The organism is Paenibacillus qinlingensis, from assembly GCF_013204845.1.
Lineage (GTDB): Bacteria > Bacillota > Bacilli > Paenibacillales > NBRC-103111 > Paenibacillus_E > Paenibacillus_E qinlingensis.
Window position 1 is genome coordinate 162,267 of the sequence record NZ_JABMKY010000005.1, and the last position, 19,134, is coordinate 181,400.

General features: G+C 43.6%; 13 protein-coding genes. 11 read left to right on the forward strand and 2 right to left on the reverse strand.

All coding sequences use genetic code 11. The features are described from left to right. The first annotated feature begins 8 nt into the window (after window positions 1-8). The 11 genes from HQN88_RS12710 to lacZ all read left to right on the forward strand — a co-directional run bounded on the left by HQN88_RS12710 (window position 9) and on the right by lacZ (window position 15,005). Window positions 9-641: a glycerol-3-phosphate responsive antiterminator gene (locus HQN88_RS12710; RefSeq protein ID WP_246320205.1), complete on the forward strand. Its 633-nt coding sequence runs from the start codon at window positions 9-11 to the stop codon at window positions 639-641. Window positions 642-851: 210 nt separating this feature from the next. Next, complete coding sequence (locus tag HQN88_RS12715; RefSeq protein WP_246320206.1) at window positions 852-2,165, forward strand: ABC transporter substrate-binding protein; 1,314 nt, start codon at window positions 852-854, stop codon at window positions 2,163-2,165. Between the two features lie 13 nt (window positions 2,166-2,178). Beyond that, window positions 2,179-3,267 (forward strand): ABC transporter ATP-binding protein, encoded by a 1,089-nt coding sequence (locus tag HQN88_RS12720; RefSeq protein WP_173111971.1) that lies wholly within the window; start codon window positions 2,179-2,181, stop codon window positions 3,265-3,267. Between the two features lies 1 nt (window position 3,268). Continuing rightward, window positions 3,269-4,141: a carbohydrate ABC transporter permease gene (locus tag HQN88_RS12725; RefSeq protein ID WP_173111973.1), complete on the forward strand. Its 873-nt coding sequence runs from the start codon at window positions 3,269-3,271 to the stop codon at window positions 4,139-4,141. A 105-nt stretch (window positions 4,142-4,246) separates the two neighbouring features. After that, window positions 4,247-5,053 (forward strand): carbohydrate ABC transporter permease, encoded by an 807-nt coding sequence (locus tag HQN88_RS12730; RefSeq protein ID WP_173112377.1) that lies wholly within the window; start codon window positions 4,247-4,249, stop codon window positions 5,051-5,053. Between the two features lie 204 nt (window positions 5,054-5,257). Beyond that, a complete protein-coding gene (locus HQN88_RS12735) occupies window positions 5,258-6,802 on the forward strand; it encodes a response regulator transcription factor (protein ID WP_173111976.1) in 1,545 nt (514 codons plus the stop codon). 23 nt (window positions 6,803-6,825) lie between these two features. After that, window positions 6,826-8,604: a cache domain-containing sensor histidine kinase gene (locus HQN88_RS12740; RefSeq protein ID WP_173111979.1), complete on the forward strand. Its 1,779-nt coding sequence runs from the start codon at window positions 6,826-6,828 to the stop codon at window positions 8,602-8,604. 181 nt (window positions 8,605-8,785) lie between these two features. Further along, entirely contained in the window at window positions 8,786-10,093 is a 1,308-nt protein-coding gene (locus tag HQN88_RS12745) for an ABC transporter substrate-binding protein (protein ID WP_173111983.1), read from the forward strand. A gap of 109 nt (window positions 10,094-10,202) precedes the next feature. Next, window positions 10,203-11,081 (forward strand): carbohydrate ABC transporter permease, encoded by an 879-nt coding sequence (locus tag HQN88_RS12750; RefSeq protein ID WP_173111986.1) that lies wholly within the window; start codon window positions 10,203-10,205, stop codon window positions 11,079-11,081. Next, window positions 11,078-11,902: a carbohydrate ABC transporter permease gene (locus HQN88_RS12755; RefSeq protein WP_173111989.1), complete on the forward strand. Its 825-nt coding sequence runs from the start codon at window positions 11,078-11,080 to the stop codon at window positions 11,900-11,902. Before HQN88_RS12750 ends, HQN88_RS12755 begins: the two co-directional genes overlap by 4 nt. Window positions 11,903-11,954: 52 nt before the next feature. Continuing rightward, on the forward strand, window positions 11,955-15,005 hold the full coding sequence (gene lacZ / locus HQN88_RS12760) for a beta-galactosidase, LacZ type (protein WP_173111992.1): 3,051 nt from the start codon (window positions 11,955-11,957) through the stop codon (window positions 15,003-15,005). 75 nt (window positions 15,006-15,080) lie between these two features. On the opposite strand, the gene katG is transcribed toward lacZ, so the two are convergent. Next, window positions 15,081-17,273, reverse strand: coding sequence for a catalase/peroxidase HPI (gene katG, locus HQN88_RS12765; RefSeq protein ID WP_173111995.1), 2,193 nt, complete (start codon window positions 17,271-17,273; stop codon window positions 15,081-15,083). Between the two features lie 286 nt (window positions 17,274-17,559). Continuing rightward, window positions 17,560-19,131, reverse strand: coding sequence for a response regulator transcription factor (locus HQN88_RS12770; protein ID WP_173111998.1), 1,572 nt, complete (start codon window positions 19,129-19,131; stop codon window positions 17,560-17,562). Window positions 19,132-19,134 lie beyond the last annotated feature (3 nt).

Sequence of the window (19,134 nt, forward strand, 5' to 3'; positions counted from 1 at the left end):
GTTGATGCTTGAAGAAGCATTTGCATGATGAAAGTGGTCTATTTTTTGAAAGATTACGCTCTCACCGGATGGTTGCTTCCATCAAGGAACCGAAACAAATCGAAATTGCCTTATCCCTCAGAAACCAATTAAGCGGCGTTTTTCTGCTAACAGGGCATATTGGGGTCATCAAAGGGTATGTGGATGTATTCAAAAGTCATCAGTTACCGGTATTTCTGCATATGGAAAAGATAGGCGGTTTAAGTACCGATTTTTATGGGATGGATTACTTGGCCAAAGTGATTAAACCAACAGGGATCATTACTACGAAAACGAATGTCGTAAAAACGGCGAAAAAAATGGGGTTATTCACCATTCAACGCTTTTTCTTAGTGGATACCGAAGGGATAGAGAATTTATCCAAGAGTCTTACCCAAATTGAACCCGATATCATTGAGCTGATGCCAGCGCGAATTCCAGAAATGATCGGGAAAATTAAGAAGTTTACCACCCTCCCGATTATTACCGGAGGGCTGTTGTTTGATCGAAGTCATGTCATGGAAGTTTTCAAGTATGGCGCAACAGCAGTATCTTCTTCGCAATCGGTACTATGGCATGAAACGTATTCGGAAGAGGAAGAGAAGCTTCGAATTATTGTGTGAGACAGCCCAGCAGATACTAGCTTTGAATTTTCAAAACATTCACATTGAATTGACACTTGGTTAATACTGGTCGATTATGATGAACATGACAAGTAAATAGCAGTAGGTTGGAGTAATGGAGAAGCCTAATTAGCGGTCGACGATAAGTCGGCGGTTGATTTAGGCTTCTTTCTTTTTGGATTGATATCAAAAATTAGGAGGAAAATGAAAATGATGAAGACGAAATGGGTATCTATTCTTACGCTTAGCTCCATATTCATGCTAACCGCATGTGGCACAGGTGGCACTGACAACAAGACCGCATCGGGTTCAGCCACTAACTCCGCCTCTTCCGAAGGCAAAGTCGTCATTAAATACTGGACAGCTAACGGTGGGAAAATTGAGGAAGCGAAACAAAACCTCGTCAAAAAATTTAATGAGTCGCAGAGCAAAATTGAAGTGCAGCAAGCGAACCAAGGCACTTATGATGATCTTAATGCCAAAGTGCAAGCAGCATTTGCGGCAGGGAATGCCCCTGCCGTGTTCGATCTTGAAATTTCTTCTACCGGTATTTTTTCTCGCTCAGGCATGCTTGCAGATCTAACTCCTCTTGCAACAAGGGATGAGGCACAAGTCAATATTAAGGATTTTAATCCGGGCCTTATGGGGAATGCCTATGTGGATGGCAAGCTATATGGGATTCCTTTTATGCGAAGTACGCCAATCTTTTACAAGAATGTCACGATGCTTAAAGATGCTGGCTTAGATCCTGCTGGTCCAAAAAGTTGGGCGGAGTTGGAGCAATATGGTCGCGTATTGAAAGCGAAAGGGAAGACTCCCTTGACGATGGCCGTCGGCGTCTGGGAATACGAGGCACTTGTTGCTCAAAGTGGTGGCAAGGTGATAAGCGACGACGGAAAGAAAGCAACGTTTAACTCGCCTGAAGGTGTCGCGCCGGTTGAGTTTTGGAAGAAAATGTCCGATGAAGGTTTAATTAAGTTTACTGTAGGAAAAACAGCAGGTGCTGATGCCGAAAAGGATTGGACCAATCAGCTTTCCGCATTTAAAATCGGATCCACCGCAGGCGTCTCTGCAAGCATTGAGGTGGCAAAGGGAAATAATTTTGAAATGATGACCAGCTTTATGCCTGCGAATAAATCGTATGGTGTGCCAACCGGAGGATGTCATTTGTCCATCACATCGAAGCTAAGCAACGCAGAAAAAGAAGCAACTTGGGAGTTTATTAAGTTCATGACGACCAAGGAAAATACGATTTATCAGCATAAGTATGTTGGATATTTGCCAAGCCGTCTATCTGCATTACAAAGTGAAGAGGTACAAGCCTATTATAAAGAGTTTCCGCAATACAAAGTTGCTTCGGATCAATTGCAGTATGCGGTACTTCGTCCTAGCGCCAATGCTTATGCAGAAATCTCCAAAACAATTATCGATGCCATGACCAAAGCCATTCTTGAAAAGGATGTCAAACCGCAGGAGGCGATGAACGAAGCTGCGGAAAAAGCAAATAAATTGTTGAGCAAGTAAAGGAGATGAACATATGGCAAGGATCCAATTAATCAATATCGGTAAAAAGTATAAAGACGAAACGATTATCAGCGGTTTAAATCTTACGATTAAAGAGGGGTCATTTACAGTGCTCGTCGGCCCTTCTGGCTGCGGTAAATCAACTACTTTGCGTATGATTGCAGGTCTTGAGAAACAGAGCGAAGGACAAATATGGATTGGCGATAAATGCGTAAATGATATGCAGCCAGGACTTCGGGATGTCGCCATGGTCTTCCAAAACTATGCGTTATATCCGACAATGACCGTGCGCGAAAATATTGAATTTGGACTGAAAAACAGAAAGGTACCCAAAAAAGAACGAGAAGCCTTGATCCATGATATTTGTGAAATCGTCGCGTTAACGCCATATCTAGATAAGAAGCCGCAAAATTTATCAGGTGGGCAGCGTCAAAGGGTTGCGCTTGCCCGCGCCATGGTCAAGAATCCAAAAGTATTTATTTTGGATGAGCCGCTCTCCAATCTGGATGCCAAGCTGCGCAATCAAATGAGAACAGAGTTAATCCAGCTGCACAAAAGGCTGGGCACGACCTTTGTCTATGTTACCCATGATCAAGTCGAAGCCATGTCAATGGGCGATGAGATCGTTCTTATGAACAAAGGGATTATTCAACAGTCGGATTCACCTTTGAAACTGTATAATGATCCGGATAATGTGTTTACAGCACAGTTTATAGGGACACCGGCTATGAATATTTTTCATTTTGCAAACGTACAAGGGTTACAGGTAGGGACAGGTTCGAAGATTGGTTATATTGGTTTCCGGGCAGAGCATGTGGTAATGTCTCCAAATAATCTTTCAAATGGTTTTGTTGTTAACGGAGAGATCCTAACTCGCGAGAGCCTTGGCTCAGAAAATATTTATCAGATTAAATCTGAGATGGGCATATTTTTCGTGAAAACCTTCCTGTCTTCCTTGCAAACAGACAATCATATCCAAATTATGATTCCCTATGATAAGCTTTACTATTTTGATCCGGACGGCCAAAGAATTCGTAATATAGGAGAAACAACCCATCAAGCACGTCAGGAAAAAATTCTTGTGACTAGCGGTGGTGTGTAAGATGACAATGTGGGAAAAACTGCGTCCGTACGCCATGGTAGCACCTGCGATTACTGTGTTTTCATTGTTTTTTATATATCCGATCATTTATATGATGTACTTAAGTATGTATGATTGGAATTTTATTAGCCCTACGAAGAACTTTGTTGGTTTGCAAAACTTTACGGATCTCCTTACTGAAAAAGAATTTTTACAAGTCATATCCAACTCAACGATTTACACGGTGTTGACCGTTACATGTATCATTATCTTCTCCTTATTGCTAGCCCTTTGGTTGAATAAAGCCAGTGTGTTTCAAAGTTTTGTCCAGGGCGCGATCTTCAGTCCGCATATTGTTTCTTGGGTATCCATTTCCATGATTTGGGTCTGGGTGATGGATCCGCAGTATGGCTTATTGAACTGGTTCATCGGTTTGTTTGGCTTCGGAAAACTAGCATGGCTGTCCTCCACGAGTACATCTCTGATTTCTTTAGTCATCGTCGCTGTCTGGAAAGGACTAGGCTATAATACGCTGGTATTTATCGCCGGATTGCAAAGTATTCCTAGAGACATCTATGAAGCGGCAGCCCTGGATCGATCCAAGCCTTGGACGACCTTTTACAGATTAATACTCCCAATGCTTTCGCCAACAATCTTCTTCCTAGTCATCATTAACATGATTGGATCGTTTCAGGTATTCGAAACCATCGCAATTATGACGCAGGGAGGACCGGTTAACTCAACGAATACGCTCGTGTATTATATCTATGAATATGGGTTCCGATTCTTCAAAATCGGCAGCGCTTCTGCGGCAGGTGTCATTTTACTAGTTATCGTTGGGATATTAACAATCATCTACTTTAAAATGATGTCTAAGCGTGTTCATTATCAATAGAAAGAAGGGAAATCATTGAAAGCCGAGCATACAATGAATGCGGAACGACCTGTGATATATGTAAAAAGCAAAGAAGAAATCATTTCCAAAACATTACATTACATCATGAAGTTCGTAAGTGTAATGGGCATGATTGCGTTGGTACTTGTTTTTGCCATGCCATTTGTATGGATGCTTTCGACCTCTCTGAAGACACTGCCTGAAACCATGATATTTCCGCCTAATTGGATTCCTAAACATATCATGTGGAGCAATTATTCAAAAGCCTGGGGCTCAGGTCCGTTTTTACATTATATTTCGAACAGTATTATAATCTCGTTAGGTATTCTCGCTTTGCAGATGCTTACCATTATTCCGGCGGCCTATGCTTTTGCGCGTTATACGTTTAAGGGATCAGGCATATTGTTCGGCATGGTTATGGTGACCTTAATGATTCCATCTCAATTAATTTTCTTGCCTGTTTATTTACAGTTGAGTGCATGGAAGCTGCTTAACACACACTTAGCTCTTATACTTCCATTTGCCTCCAGCGCATTTGGCATTTTCCTCTTGAGGCAATCATTCAAACAAGTTCAGGAGGAACTGATTGAAGCAGCACGGTTGGATAGTGCCAAAGAGTGGCAAATTATTATTAAGCTAATGGTGCCAATGGCAAAACCGGTATTGGCGACCTTTGCCCTCTTCAGCTTTATAGCGCATTGGAATGATTACTTCTGGCCATTGGTCATGACGACAGATGATGTCGCGAGAACTTTGCCTTTGGGGATTGCTAAGATTCGTGAAGAAGAAGGAGTAGCGAATTGGAATGTGCTAATGGCTGGGAACATGATGCTGGTAACGCCCATTCTGATTGCTTTCTTTTTTGCACAGAGGCATATCATTCGCGCATTTGTGTATACAGGGGTTAAGTAGTCGAGTTGAAGCGTATCGGCCCTATAAAAGCATCATTCACCTTACAAGGCGAATGATGTTTTTTTTATTGCGAAATACGCTTCCGAAGATGGACGTTGATTCAATCTTGTTAAAGTGTACAATAAAACATAAAATGTGACAGAGATCGATACATCGTTCCATCTAAAAGTGGGAAGCTAGGTATAAGCCATAAAGGAGTAAGACATGGAGACGTTATGCAAGGTATTAATTGTTGATGATGAGATGCTGGTGCGTCAAGGAATTAGACATCTTCTCGATTGGGAAAGCGAAGGCTTCCACATCGTTGGCGAGGCTGCCAACGGTAAGGATGCGCTTGATATGGTTAAAGAGTTCCAACCCAACATGATTCTGACAGACATTGTTATGCCGGTTATGAATGGGGAGGAATTGGTCAGGGTTGTGAAAGGTCTATATCCGGAGATTGAAATCGTGGTGCTCAGCTCCTACGGTGAGTTTGAGTATGTCCGTTCAACGTTTCAGAACGGTGTAGCGGATTATTTATTAAAACCGAAATTAGATGCGAATTCACTTTTAGCTGTATTAAAAAAGACGGTTCAGCATATGCCGGCCTTCAGGCACATGGATTTTACGAATGACAAAGGTCAGTCCGTGGATTATGTGTTGGACAAGTTGATTTCCGGCTATGCCATGGATGTTGACGGTGAGGAAATCAGCACCTATTTCCCATATCCTTGCTTTATCCTACTAGTTGCGGATATACAAGATAGCCCATCCTCTCTGAAACGGAATGAGGAATGGATCGAATCATTTCTGAAAGGTAGGGTTCAGGGTGCCCAGCAACCTGTTGTCATACATCATCTTTCACATCAAGACAGCCATATCCGGTTTCTGTTGAATACAGAGGATACTGGCAGAGCGGATGCCATCCATTTGGCCGAACAATTGGTGGAATCTGGCGTGAGCGGAGGATTATCCTTCTATGTCGCACTCAGCAAGAATTTCTCGAAAATCGAAGAACTTCATGACGTCTATTCGAATGATAGTTTAAAAGTGCTGGATCACCGTTTCTTTCTATCGGATGTACAACTGTTCTTCGCAAATGAACTTGTGGATGATGAAGGGAACAAAGATACATTTGATTCCGAGGCGTTTACCGCTGAACTGAACCATCAAGAATTTCAGCTAGCGTTTGAACGTCTCAACCGATATGTCGATTCCATGCCTGGCAGGCTAGATATCGATATGTTCGAGTTTAAATCGTTTCTGGGGCACAGTCTGTTCAATATCATTGTCAGCTTGCTACATTTTCACTATGAGGCCAGCACGCTGGATGAAGCGAAATATGAGTATTTCCGTGCCATTCATGAAGCCAAGCATATTGGGGAAGTGCGATCACTTTTAGCCAAGTTTCTGATTGAGGCGGCCGACTGTGTGACAGGGAATAAAACCAATTCTCCGGGGATACAAAAGATTTTAATGTATCTGGATGAGCATTTTGCTGAACCGCTTACCCTGACGGATGTAGCCAAACAGTTTCATTTCAACCCTTCATACTTGTCCAATTATTTCACTGTTCATAATAAAGAAGGTTTTAATGAGTATTTGAATCGGATTCGAATCGAACGTGCATGTGAATTATTAAGAGGTAGTGCGCATTTGTCAATTTCAGAAATTAGTAGTCTTGTTGGGTACTCCGATCATAGTTACTTCACAAAAGTGTTTCGGAAGTTGATGGGGACTTCACCTAGCCACTATCGCAAAAAATGAAGACGAAGGGAATCATCGAACTTATGGGGGCTTGGCTAAGAAGGATCGCCGATCAAAGTTTATTTCGCAAATTGTTTCTCGTGATGGTGCTCAGCATGATCACGGTCACGGTGGCGACTTCTTGGGTTACGGTGCAAATGTCGCAAAAGCTGTTTGTGAAGACATTCAGTATCACGAATTCAAAAATTATCGAGCAAATTAAAAGCGGTTTGGAATCCATTCATTATACCAATGTAAATATTGCCATTAATGCTGCGCAAAGTGGAGCGATTAAGAGTTTTCTGACTGCGGCAGATAGCGATTCGTTAACCAATTCCATGGTGACCTTTGGCATGAGTGAACAGATGAAGCGAATCCAGTCCGGTATTGGAGCCAAGAACATTGGCATGATCATTTCGGGTATCAATGGCAAAAGCTATACGAGCGACCGTACCTATTGGTCAGGTTCCTCGGAGGATTTAGGGCGAAATCCAATTACACAAGAGTCGCAGAGGCAGTCTGGGCGATTGATGTACAGTTATTTGGACGAAGGAACTCCGGGATCTGGGGACCAAGGATTGGTTGCCGCCAAGGCTCTAATTGAACCCCTCAGTAAAGAATGGTATGGGACACTGTATATCATTATGAAAGAAAGCGATGTTCGATCCATTTATACGAGCTTCACAAGTGATGGGAATGATGTGATGATATTGGATCGTCAAGGTCGGATTGTTTCCAGCAATCGCCATGGGCTGATTGGAACCACATCGAAAGAGCTCTTAGACAGTGCCCAGAGGATTCAGCAACTTGGTCTGGCTGAGGTAGAAATGAACATGTCTCACAAAGATGTCATTGTCGTGGCTAAGGATTTGCCGTTATACGACTTTTACATCGTCAACGTCATTGATAAGGATACAGCACTTGGTCAAATGCTCAACAGGAAAGCGATTTTCTTCCTTGTTGCAGGAATTGTCATTGTGACTGTTCTTATTGTGTATGTCATCACGCGGCGACTGACACTCTCGTTAAGAAAGCTAGTTAAGAAAATGTCTACGGTGACGAAAGAGAATTTTCACAATTATATGGCGGTGACCGGGACCTATGAGACAAGGGAGCTTAGTCGATCTTTCAATTTTATGCTAGATGAGTTGAACGACTATATCTCTCAGCTTGTTGATACGCAGAAGGAGCAGCGCAAGGCAGAGTTAGCCGCGCTACAGCAGCAAATCAATCCGCATTTTCTTTACAATACGCTGGCTTCAGTTAACATTCTCGTTCAACGAGGTAGTCAAGAGACGGCCACACAAACGATTCATGCCCTCATTTCTCTCCTGCAGAATACGATCAGTAATGTCCAAGAAACGATTCCCGTTGTGCAAGAGATGGTGAATTTAAAGCATTATGTGTTCATTAATCAGATTCGTTATGGCCAAGGGATTAAAGTGGATTACTTTGTTTCACCGGACTGCTTGCCTGCACAAGTGCCGAAGTTGATGCTGCAACCTTTCATCGAAAATGCTTTTTTTCACGCTTTTAATAAGAAAGGTACCGGATATATTTATGTCATCATCACGAAAGAGAGAGATACGCTGCTCTGTGAAGTAGTTGACAATGGGGATGGCATGGAAATTTCGAACAACACGGATGAGATGCCGAATGCCACAAGTGCACGGCAATTGTTTACAGGGATTGGTATTGGTAATGTTCATGATCGCCTGGTTCTATTGTACGGAGAAGAGTATGGGGTTACGATATCAAGTTCCGTGGGACAAGGAACGAAAATTTCCATTAAACTTCCATGGAGCACAGAACAGTACAAGTAGAAGTATAAAAATCTAAAATAAATACAAAATATAAAAATAATACAAATGAGTGGTGGAGGAAGGAATATCAGACACAATAAAAACGCTAATTTCAGTAAATTTAGTTCTAACAAGACGATTTGCCCGAATGATATTATTTATTAGTAAGCACTTACAATATCAAATCATCAAGGGGGATCACATGAAGAAGAAAATTTCTACGGTTTTACTTGCAAGTTTTTTGCTTTTGACGGCATGTTCAAGTAATTCGTCCGACTCAACATCAACTACTACGCCTAGCGGAGGCGCTTCGAGTACTAGTAAGGAGATTACGGTTTGGGCATGGGATAAGAACTTTAATATCGCAGCAATGAACCTAGCGAAAGATGCTTATGCGAAGGATCATCCTGATGTGAAAATCAACGTAATTGAATATGCGCAAGATGACATTATTCAAAAGTTGAACACGGGGCTAAACTCCGGTTCAAAGTCAGGTCTGCCGAATGTTGTATTGATTGAAGATTACCGTGCACAAAGCTTCTTGAAAACATATCCAGACTCATTTGCGGATTTGTCCGCATCCATTAAGGCTTCGGATTTCGCCGATTATAAGTTAGGTCCAACAAGCTTGAACGGCAAACAATACGGTGTGCCATTTGATTCCGGCGTAACAGGCTTATATGTACGCAGAGATTACTTGGAACAAGCAGGCTATAAAGTCGACGATCTGAAGAATATGGATTGGCAGAAATTCATTGAAGTTGGTAAAGCAGTCAAAGCAAAAACAGGTAAAGAATTGCTGACACAGGATCCAAATGATCTTGGCTTAGTTCGTATGATGATTCAATCAGCAGGCGCTTGGTATCTGAAAAGTGACGGTACGACGCCAGATCTGAAAGACAACGCTGTGTTGAAAGAAGCTTTCGAGACGTATAAAGAAATCATGAGCGCTAATATTGTTAAAATCAACTCGGATTGGAACTCCTTCCTAGCTGGTTTCAATAGCGGAGCTGTAGCTTCTGTTCCGACAGGTAACTGGATTACACCATCGATTAAATCACAAGCTGATCAATCCGGTAAATGGGCTGTTGTTCCTTTTCCTAAGTTGAAAAACACAGCTAGTTCGGTTAACGCATCTAACCTTGGGGGAAGCTCCTGGTATGTGTTGAACAGTACGGGTAAAGATACGGCTGCTGATTTCCTAGGGAAAACACTTGGTTCTGATGTGAATTTGTATCAGAAATTAGTTACAGACGTAGGGGTTATCGGTACATATAAACCTGCTACGCAAGGTGAAGCTTACACGAAAGCCGACGATTTCTTCGGAGGTCAAAAAGTAATTTCTGATTTCGCAACATGGACGGCTCAAATTCCTAAAGTCAACTATGGTCTGCATACGTATGCGATTGAAGATATTCTCAAAGTTGAGATGCAAAATTACCTGAAGGGCAAAGACATTGCGAAAGTATTCAGTGATGCTCAGTCCCAAGCAGAGTCCCAACTTAAGTAAGTTTCTCTTCCCATTAACCTATGGAACGCTGACCTCTGTATTGCGAAATATGCAAAGCAGGGGACAGCGTTTCGATTTTTCATCGTAAATGATAGGAAGGATTTGACTAATGAACTTCTCGATTCGTAGCCGTGCAAAGCTTACGGGATGGCTGTTTATCGCTATCGCTGTATTAATGATATGTTTGTTTTACTTTTATCCTATGATTCAGGCATTGCTGCTTTCCTTTAAGACAGGCGCGGGTGCTAATTTACATTTCAACGGGATAAGCAACTATAAGCGGCTCTTTAGTGATAAGACATTTATCACGGCCGTTAAGAATACGTTTATCTATTTGATTATCCAAGTACCGGTTATGATCGTGCTGTCGATGATGATTTCCGTTTTGTTGAATGATAGCAAGCTTCGTTTCAAGGGATTTTTCCGTACCGCGATATTCTTGCCTTGCGTAACCTCACTTGTTGCTTACTCGGTTGTTTTCAAATATTTGTTCGGCAATGATGGTTTGATCAATATGGCTTTAATCAAAATTCACTTAATTTCTCAGCCCATCGCTTGGATTTCCGATCCGTTCTGGGCGAAAATTACGATTATTCTTGCCATTACATGGCGCTGGACAGGATATAATATGATTTTTTTCCTTTCCTCTTTGCAAAATATTGATAGCTCTATTTATGAAGCAGCTCGTATTGACGGAGCTTCTCCGATCAAACAATTTTTCTTCATCACGTTCCCAATGCTGAAGCCAATTGTTCTCTTCACGTCCATTACCTCGACGATTGGTACGCTGCAATTGTTCGATGAGATTATGAATATTACGAAGGGTGGCCCAGGTAATTCTACCCTCTCTATATCTCAATACATCTACAATCTTTCCTTTAAATACACACCTGATTTTGGCTATGCAGCAACAGTTTCCTATTCGGTTGTAGCTATGATCATTGTGTTATCTGTCCTTCAAATCAAATTGGCAGGTGATAAAAAATGATAGTCTTAAGACGTACAATCGTCTATGTCTTCCTTTTTGCTGTGGCTGTTATATCCATATTTCCATTCCTGTGGATGGTGATTAGTTCCACGAATCTGTCTGTGGATGTTACGCAGGGCAGAATGTTGCCAGGCACACATTTCATGGATAACTTCCATAAATTAACAGATTCAATTAATCTTGCACCTGCACTTTGGAATTCCTTGAAGATCTCGTTAACTACAACCATTTTAGCCTTATTGGTTGCTTCACTGGCTGGATATGCCTTTGAAATTTATCAGAGCAAAGCCAAGGATATCGTGTTCAATTTACTGCTTGTTTCCATGATGATTCCGTTCGCCGCGTTGATGGTACCCCTTTACCAAATGTTTTCCAGCCTATCGCGTACGGTTCCACTTATCGGGATCAACACAATGAACGCGGTCGTCCTTCCGACATTTACGACGGCGTTTCTCATTTTCTTCTTCCGTCAAAGCACGAAAATGTTCGCGAAGGAGCTTCTGGAAGCTGGACGTATTGATGGATTAACGGAGTTAGGATTGTTTTTCCGTGTGTATATGCCGACAATGAAAACGACGTATTCAGCAGCGGCAATCATTACCTTTATGTCAAGCTGGAACAATTACTTGTGGCCGCTTATCGTCTTGCAAACACCAGAGAAACGAACAATTCCTTTGTTGATTTCCAATTTGGGTTCTAGTTACTCGCCGGATTTCGGGGTGATCATGACCGCCATTGTCATTTCAACACTGCCGACAGCGCTCGTATTTTTCTTGATGCAAAAACAATTCGTTGCAGGTATGGTTGGTTCTGTAAAATAGTAGGTAAAACAAGACCCCTTCGTGGGTCTTATTTCTCGGGAGGCATAGATAAATGAAACATTCTGTACCAAGCCTTGATTGGCTTCAAGATGTGAGGGTATTCAAAGTGAACCGACTGGAAGCACATTCGGATCATCGTTATTATCATTCAATGGCTTCTGCGGAGGCAGGCGCATCAATGGATATGCGGCATAGTTTGAATGGGCGCTGGCAATTCAACTATGCGGTTAACCCTGCAAGTCGTGTGCAGTCCTTTTATCAAATGGATTACAACTGCAGTAGCTGGGAACATATCCAAGTACCCGGTCATATCCAACTCCAAGGCTGGGGCCAGCCGCAATATGTCAACACAATGTATCCGTGGGATGGCGTAGAGGCGCTTCGTCCTCCACATATTTCGCAAGAGCATAATCCAGTGGGCTCCTATGTGAAACATTTTGAACTGCCGAATACGATGATTGGTAAGCCCGTCTATATTTCCTTCCAAGGTGTTGAATCGGCTTTCTATGTCTGGCTTAACGGCGAATTTATCGGTTACAGCGAAGATAGCTTTACGCCTGCCGAGTTTGACTTAACGCCACATATTCGTGAAGGTGAGAATAAATTGGCAGTTGAAGTGTATCAGCGGAGCACAGGAAGTTGGCTGGAAGATCAGGATTTCTGGCGGATGTCGGGTATTTTCCGCGAGGTGTATTTGTACACTGTACCTAACGTGCATGTGTGGGATATGCGCGTAAAGGCAGATTTGGATGATGCGTATGAGCAAGGGTTGCTTGAGATTGAGCTCAAGCTTCGCAATGAGCATAAGGAATCCGTTCGTGCTAAGCTCGAATTAAAAGATGCGGAAGGGCAGATTTGTCTCACCGAAGAAGGTGAATTCCGCGGTGGCAACTTATCGTTCAAGCTTTCAGCAGGAACTGTACAGCCGTGGAGTGCGGAAAGCCCGTATTTATATAACGCATGTATCTCGATTTACGATGAGAGCGGACATGTAGTTGAAGCCATCGTGCAGAAGACGGGGTTCCGTCGTTTTGAAATGAAGGACAAGCTGATGTGCATCAATGGGAAACGTATAGTTTTCAAAGGTGTCAACCGACATGAATTTAACAGCCGCAGTGGGCGTGCGATTACGAAGCAGGATATGCTGTGGGATATTCAAACCCTGAAGCGCAGCAACATTAATTCAGTCCGCACGTCGCACTATCCCAACCAGACGCTATGGTATGAGCTTTGTGATGAGTACGGTGTCTATGTCATAGATGAGATGAATTTAGAGACACACGGTTCATGGCAAAAGATGGGCGCTATCGAACCTTCTTGGAATATCCCAGGTAACGATATGCAGTGGCAAGATATCGTCATGGATCGTGCAATTTCGATGGTGGAGCGGGATAAGAATCATCCGTCGATTCTCATTTGGTCTTGTGGGAATGAGTCGTATGCGGGGCAAGTTATTCTCAATGTGTCTAACTATTTCCGCGAAACCGACCCTACGCGATTGGTTCACTACGAAGGAGTTTTCTACGATCGTAATTATGGAGCGACTAGCGATATGGAAAGCCGCATGTACGCGAAGCCAGCGGATATTGAGGCATACCTCAATAGTCAACCGGATAAACCGTACTTAAGCTGCGAATATATGCACGCGATGGGGAATTCTGTCGGAGGTCTTCATAAATATACCGAGCTTGAGAACAAATATCCGATGTATCAAGGTGGCTTTATTTGGGATTATATTGATCAGGCGATTGTAAAAAAAGACCGAAATGGCCGCGAATTTTTGGCGTATGGCGGGGATTTCAAAGATCGTCCGACCGATTACAGTTTCTGCGGCAATGGACTCGTGTTTGCTGATCGTCAAATCACACCTAAAATGCAGGAAGTGAAATTCCTATATCAGAATATCAAATTGGAACCAACTCGAACTCATATTAACATCGTGAATGGGAATTTATTTGCAAATACAGATGATCTAGTGCTAGTGTACCGTTTGTTCCATGAGGGAAAAGAAATTGGTGCGGGGCAAGCAAATATCGAGGTCGAGGCACAGACTGAATTCAGTCTCCCGATCGAGCTGCCAAATATAGAAGGAGCACCAGGGGAGTACTGCATTCAGGCATCTTTGGTTCTGAGAGAAGCTACGTTATGGGCGGATGCAGGATTTGAAACGACGTTCGGTCAAAAGACGTTTGTCATACAAGCAAGCCGTCAGATTGAGAAGCCTACTGGTGACGTTGTCGTCGTTGAGGGCGATGTCAATATGAGTGTGACAGGTAAAGGATTTATCGCGATATTCTCGAAACAAGTAGGTTCACTCGTTTCACTTCAATACGAGGGTCGCGAAATGATCGCTATGCCGCCTGCACCTTTATTCTGGCGTGCTACCACGGATAATGACAAAGGTACTGCAATGAGCTTTACGGCCGGGGCTTGGTATGCTGCCAGTCTGGCGCGCAAATGCGTCAATTGGGAAATACGGCAAGAAAAGGGTTCTGCGACAGTCATTTTTGATTACAAATTCAGCATTAGCACGGAAGTTACTGTTCGGATCGCGTATACGGTATTAGCGAATGGAACGATTCGTGTGAAAACGCAATACAAGGGTGCCGCGGGTCTGCCGAATTTGCCGATACTTGCTGTATCGTTTAAGATGTCTGCCGATTATAATCAATCCGAATGGTATGCGATGGGACCTGAAGAAAATTATATCGACCGTAATTTCGGTGCTCGTTTGGGCGTATTTAGCCGCCAAGTGAACCAATTGCCTACGCCTTATCTGGTTCCACAGGAATCTGGCAACCGAACTGGCGTCCGCCGTGTGAATGTGACGGATGTGTCTGGTATTGGTCTCTCGATTCAGTCCGATCCACTAGCACCTGTAGAGTGCAACTTGTCCCCGTATACGGCATTTGAACTAGAGCATGCGGATCATGCCTTTGAACTGCCAGATGTTCATTATACGGTTGTTACGGTTGCCGGCAAACAAATGGGTGTTGGCGGAGATGATAGTTGGGGAGCACCTGTCCATGAGGAATATCAGATTCCAGCGGATCAAGAGATGGAGTTTGAATTCTTCTTGTCTAGTCATAACGTGCCTTCATAAGGATTTCGGCAACAATCAAAATCATACAAAAGGGGCTGCCAGTAGGCAGCCCCTTTTGTGTACGGCAATAGTACGTTATTTATTTAGATCGTATCGATCGGCATTCATTACCTTGACCCAACCAGCTATGAAGTCACGCACGAACTTTTCTTTATTATCGTCTTGCGCATAAACTTCTGCTATGGCCCGAAGAATGGAATTGGAGCCGAAGACGAGGTCAACTGTCGTTGCTGAGCGAACGACTTTACCTGTCTTGCGATCGCGTCCTTCAAATACATCATCACCAATAGGGTTCCAGTGTATGCCCATATCGAGCAAGTTAACAAAGAAGTCGTTTGTGAGTGTACCTACACGATCGGTGAATACACCATGTTTGGTGCCGCCGAAGTTCGTACCAAGAACACGCATGCCGCCAACAAGAGCTGTCATTTCCGGAGCAGTCAGGTTAAGCAGGTGTGCCTTATCGACTAGAAGCTCCGCTGAGCTTACCCGATATTGCTTCTTCTGATAATTGCGGAAACCATCAGCAATTGGCTCCAGAACGGCGAAGCTTTCTGCATCAGTTTGTTCTTCGGTTGCATCACCGCGACCAGGAGTAAATGGAACATTTACTTGGAAGCCTGCATCACGCGCCGCTTTTTCCACCGCAGCGCTGCCACCAAGTACGATCAAATCAGCGAGACTCACCTCGACATCTAAGTCTTCTTGAATACCTTCAAGAATGGTAAGCACTCTTGTCAGTTGATCTGGTTGATTCACTTCCCATTCATTCTGTGGCGTAAGCCGAATGCGAGCACCGTTGGCGCCGCCACGCATATCCGTACCACGGAAGGTGCTGGCTGAAGCCCAAGCTGTAGATACGAGTTCACTGACTGTAAGGCCAGATGCTAGAATCTTTGTTTTAATATCTTCAACATTTGCGTCTGTTAATGCGTAGGCAACAGCTGGCACTGCGTCTTGCCAGATCAGAACTTCTTCGGGAACTTCCGGTCCTAGATATCTGGCAAGTGGCCCCATATCCCGGTGGGTGAGCTTAAACCATGCACGAGCAAACGCATCTGCAAATTCTTCAGGATTTTCATAATAACGACGAGATATTTTCTCATAAGCGGGATCCACACGCAAAGCCATGTCCGCAGTAGTCATGATTGTCTTTACACGAATAGATGCATCTTCAGCGTCTGGTGCGAGATGCTCTTCAGCAGGACTGGTTGGCGTCCACTGATGTGCACCTGCAGGGCTCTTCGTCAGTGTCCATTCATATCCGAAAAGGAGTTCGAAGAAACCATTATCCCACTGTGTCGGATTCGCTGTCCAAGCTCCTTCAATACCACTTGTAATGGTATCTCGACCTTTACCAGAACCATGCGTGCTGATCCAACCTAAGCCTAAAGTTTCAATTGCAGCGGCTTCAGGTTCTGCACCTACATGCGCTGCATCTCCAGCACCGTGCGCTTTGCCGAATGTGTGTCCACCTGCAACGAGGGCAACTGTTTCTTCATCGTTCATGCCCATGCGTTTAAACGTATCACGAATGTCTCGAGCACTGGCAAGAGGATCTGGCTTGCCGTTCGGACCTTCTGGATTCACATAGATAAGTCCCATCTGAACTGCAGCGAGCGGATTCTCAAGCTCGCGATCGCCTGTATAACGCTTATCTCCTAGCCACTCTGTTTCTACACCCCAATAGATATCTTCTTCGGGGTGCCAAACGTCCGCACGGCCGCCGCCGAAACCAAATGTTTTGCCGCCCATCGATTCAATAGCAACATTACCGGTTAGAATGAACAAGTCCGCCCATGAGATTTTGTTACCATATTTTTGCTTAATCGGCCACAGGAGTCGACGAGCTTTATCTAGGTTGCCGTTATCGGGCCAGCTGTTCAGTGGAGCAAAGCGCTGTGTGCCTGTACCAGCTCCTCCGCGCCCATCGCCTGTTCGATAAGTCCCGGCTGAGTGCCAAGCCATTCGAATAAAGAAAGGACCATAATGTCCGAAGTCGGCTGGCCACCAATCTTGGCTGTTCGTCATGAGATCACGAAGATCCTGTTTAAGTGCGGGGTAGTCTAATTTTCCGAATTCTTCAGCATAGTCAAAATCGTCGCCAAGAGGGTTTGATTTGCGGTCATGTTGATGGAGAATGTTCAAATTCAACTGATTCGGCCACCAGTTTTTATTCGTCGTACCACTAGATTTGTGACTAGTAGCGCTTCCATTTCCATGAGGGAACGGGCATTTTCCTGAGTTAGCAGTATCCATTGGGTTCATTTCTACCTCTCCAATCAAATTAAATTAATTTCTTAATAATAATTATTATAATTAATATACAATGAACTTTGGGCAAAAATCAACGATTTTTTGTACAAACCCAAGTCATTTATGTATTAATAATGGTTGTCTTACTTCATTATATTGCTCTAGTTGAAAATGAATTCCTTATTATTCGGCTATTCGAATTTCGGACGCCAGTTGTATAGTAGGGTTACGAGATTATGAAGACGTGTCTAATCGAGCATCGCCGCGGCGCCCCTAACAGGCTCGATGACTTGAAATCTCACTCCTTCTTCGAAAGAGGATGATTGTGTGGCTGCAACCCTAATTTATAAACAGTTGGGGTAACGCCTACATGTTTTTCGAACTTGCCACTGAAATAGGTAGGATCGTTATAGCCAACTTTTTTGGCAACCTCAGCAATTTTCAAATCGGTTCGGCGCAGCAGACCTTTAGCCTCCTCGATGCGAACTTGATGGAGGTACTCATTGAAGTGAATTTCCTTCTTTCTACGGAAGAGCTGTCCTAAATAAGCGTGATTCATATAAAATTTGGCCGCCACGTCCTTTAGTGTCATATTCTCGTGGAAATGGCTATTCACATATTGCTCAATTTGATCAATAATCCCGAAATTCTGTTGTACCCGGAGGAAAGCTATTTCCAAGCCTATTTGCCGGCAGGTCTCCAGAAACGTCTTCCTCTGAATACGGATCGGGGTGGTTGTGCAGGTGAGGTCAATGTGATTGGCGGCTTTGATAATAGGCTGAATATCGCCGTTCATTTCGGCTACATATTTCTCGATCTCGAGTAAAAAACGATATAAGTGTACCTTGATGGTATCGGGAGAAATAAATTGTTCCACGAAGAAATCAAATATGTCCAAGACGATTCTTTCCATATCTTGTGGACTATTATTTTCAATCGACTCTTTCAATAGTTGAAAGGAAGCGAGATATTCATATTGGCTCTTGAACGGTGAAAGAAGCTTGATATCTTCATAGGCAAGAACAGTTGGCCGGTCCAGATATAAGGAATAAATACTAGCGGAGCAAGCTGCTTGAAACGAATCGGCTAGCAGCTCTGGTGAGTGTACGAGGGGACCAACGGAAAGGAATGCTTCCTGATCGAGGGTGTCGTGAATCGCATGAAGCATGGCAAAGGCAAGCTGTTTTTCCTCTGTTTTACTTAGGTGAGCAGACTCCGGTTGGATTACAAGCGCAATAAACCCATCTGCATCAATGTAAATGCGTACAGATGCTTCGGATAAGCGAAAGGCTTCCCATACCGGCAGCAGAAGTTGGTGGATTAGGGGGAATGTCGTTTGGGTATGTTTCTGCAGCGTGATAACCATAAGTAAAACAGGATAGTGAGCTTTTAAGGTTTGACATAGATGAATTTTGTTGTCATGACTGGTGGTGCTGCGAAGCAATAATTTAATGGCATTCCCGGATTGGCTGTCGACCGGTAAAGCATTATCGATTCTTAGGCTGGCACGAATACGAGTCAGTGCGGCAATCAGTTCTTCTTTGTCCACAGGTTTAAGTAAATAATCCCGGACTTGATAGCGGATGGCTTGACGAGCATAATCAAACTCATTAAAACCGGTTAATATGATAACCGGCGTCTGTAGGTTGCGTTCTTCCCTCACAGCTTGAATCAATTGTAGGCCATCCATCTTCGGCATGCGGATGTCGGTAACGATCAAATCTGGCGTATCCTCCAGCATGAGCTGCAAGGCCTGTTCACCGTTTTTGGCTTTGGCAACAATGGTGAAACCGTATTTCTCCCAATGGATAAGTTGGGCTAAGCCCGCGCGAATAACGGGTTCATCGTCTACAAGGAGAACTTTCAGCATGTT